This is a genomic window from Henriciella sp., assembly GCF_049649345.1.
Classification (GTDB): domain Bacteria; phylum Pseudomonadota; class Alphaproteobacteria; order Caulobacterales; family Hyphomonadaceae; genus Henriciella.
The window spans coordinates 1-2,578 of sequence record NZ_JBARZC010000142.1; the positions used below are offsets into that span (position 1 = coordinate 1).

Consider the following 2,578-nt stretch of genomic DNA (forward strand, 5'->3'; position numbering starts at 1 on the left):
CCTACTCCCAGTCTCCGGAAAACCCGTAGACAAATATGTCATGGCTTTCGCATAGCGCCTCGATTTCAGCCCGCTGCAGCAGAAGCGCACCACCCGCTTCCACACCGATGCCGGCAAGGCCCGCCTCTGCGGCAAGCCTGACTGTCGCCGGCCCTATCGTTGGCAAATCGATACGCCGCTCCTGAATTGGCTTTGGGCGTTTTACCAACACACCCTTTCGTGCAGACAGATTGCCCCTGATTTCAGGCTCAAGGTTCGCGACACGATCAAGCATCCGGTCGGTACCTTCCTGCGCTTCAACGGCAAGGATCAAACCGTCGCAGACGACAGCACCCTGTCCGATATCCAGCTTGCCAATCTCCCCGGCGATCCGCGCGGCCTTTTTCATGTCCGCCAGGGCGTCATCGCCTGGCGCAGGGCCAAACAGCAGGCCATCTCCTGCCCGGAGGTTTGACGCCGCGTCTTCTGCGGCGATAACCGGAAAGCCCTCGCTCTCAAGCTCGCTGACGATAACGCGCAGAAGGGCATCGTCGCCATGTCGGGCCGCCTTTAGCACTTTTGGCAGCAGGCGGGCCCCGCGAAGGTCGAGCTTGATATCGGAGAAGTTCGGACGTTTCACAATCCCGGCAAACACAACCTGGTCGATTTGCTCGGCCTTCAGCCTCTTGATCAGATGTCCAATCTGACCAATGCCAATGGTTTCGCCGGGAAACGGTGAGAGCTTTTCCTCTTCGAAACCGGCCAGCTTGAAGACGTACACGTCTCGGCCAGAATCGACCTGTTCACGCGCAATGCTGACAGGCAAATCTCCAAGCCCTGCAACAATCCCAAGCTTTTGCATCTGATGGCCTATTCCGGAAGACAGAGGGACCGGCTCTTCCCCTTGCGGATGAAGTTCAGAATTTCGATACATTCAGCGCACTCGCCATAGGTCTCTTCGGCGTCGGCCAGACGCTCGCTGAATGTGCCTTCCTTGGCAAACAGCATACGGTAGGCAGCTCTCAGATCATGGATAGACTGGCGGCTGAAGCCGCGGCGCTTCATGCCGACAATATTGAGCCCAGCCAGATGGGCATGGTTCCCGATGACTGAGCCGTAAGGGATGACATCGGCGACCACGATCGCTCCGCCGCCCACAAAGGCGTGCTGGCCGATCCGGCAGAACTGATGAACAGCTGCCATACCGCCCATCCAAACCTGGTCGCCCACCGTAATGTGACCGCCAAGCTGAACATTGTTCGCGATCACGCACTTTTCGCCAACATGACAGTCATGGGCCAGGTGCGACCCTACCATCATCAGGCACTCGTCGCCTATCGACGTCAGGCCGCCATGTGCAGGAGACCCCGTATGGACGGTCACGTGCTCCCTGAAAATCGATCGTTTGCCGACTGTCAGGCGCGACGTACCATCATCCTTGAAACCGAGGATCTGAGGCGGCCCTCCGATCACAGCCCCCGGATAGACTGCGACTTCATCTGCCAGCTCAGTCCGGCCGAGCACCGTGCCGCGCTGATGAATCTGGCACCCGGCTCCGAGCTTTACGTCCGATCCGACATAAGCCAGGGCACCGATCGTGACGCCCTCGCCTAGTTCGGCGCCGGGTTCGACAATCGCAGTTGGATGAATGTCAGCGCTCAACTTTTCTTCTTTCCCGGATCAGTCTGTTTCTGCAGCCAGGCGATTTCGCGCATCCACTGGCGCAAAGGCTTCGCAGGCACACCGCCCCACGTTTCGCCCGCGGGAATCTCCCGGAACACACCGGATGAAGCGGCAATCTGCGCGCCATCCCCGATTTTCACATGGTCGGCAATGCCAACACGCCCGCCCAACATAACCCCATCTCCGATCGTCACCGTGCCCGAAATGCCAGCGAAGGACGCCATCAGAACACTCTGGCCTGTGACCACGTTATGGGCGATCTGACAGAGATTATCGAGCTTTGTGTGCTCGCCCAGGATCGTATCTTCGAATGCACCGCGATCAACGCATGTATTCGCCCCGATCGTAACGCCATCTTGCACGATCACCCTGCCAAACTGCGGAGCGTCCACCGCCCCATGCGGGCCTGGCATGACACCGAAACCGCTCTCACCAATGCGCGCGCCAGAATAGATCTTCACGGAGTTGCCGATTAACGCACACTGGATGCTGACATTGGCGCCGATCCGGCAGTCGCGGCCAACCTGGACGCCAGGCCCAATAACGCTGTTGGGGCCGATGATTGTCCGGTCACCAATCGCAGCGCCTGCACAGATAACGGCGCTTGCGGCGACCTGCGCTGTTTCATGGATGTTGGTCGGGCGCTCCGGCGTTTCTGGCTCGTTCCAGTCTCGAAACCGCAAGAGCAGGTCTGCCGTCTGAGTGTGAGCGTGGCGCGGCATGTCCACGATCAGCGGAATCATTCCGTCAGGGAGGGCCGCTGAATGATTTTCGGTGACGAAACAGGCGCTCGCCGCCCCGCTCATATCATTCGGAGAAGGCGGTTTCTTGCCTTCATAATAACAGATCTCGCCTTCTCGAGCAGAATGCGAAGCGGCGACATCCATGATCTGGATGTCGCCGCATTCGCTTAATT

At 58.9% G+C, this 2,578-nt stretch carries 3 protein-coding genes; all 3 read right to left on the minus strand.

Features of this window, described 5'->3' with window-relative positions:
• Position 1: 1 nt before the first annotated feature.
• Complete coding sequence (locus tag WA989_RS03455; RefSeq protein ID WP_424339123.1) at positions 2-841, minus strand: LpxI family protein; 840 nt, start codon at positions 839-841, stop codon at positions 2-4.
• 8 nt (positions 842-849) lie between these two features.
• Complete coding sequence (gene lpxA, locus WA989_RS03460; protein WP_424339124.1) at positions 850-1,641, minus strand: acyl-ACP--UDP-N-acetylglucosamine O-acyltransferase; 792 nt, start codon at positions 1,639-1,641, stop codon at positions 850-852.
• The coding region (gene lpxD / locus WA989_RS03465; protein WP_424339125.1) for a UDP-3-O-(3-hydroxymyristoyl)glucosamine N-acyltransferase at positions 1,638-2,578 on the minus strand (941 nt) is incomplete at its 5' end. The genes lpxD and lpxA, both read right to left, overlap by 4 nt.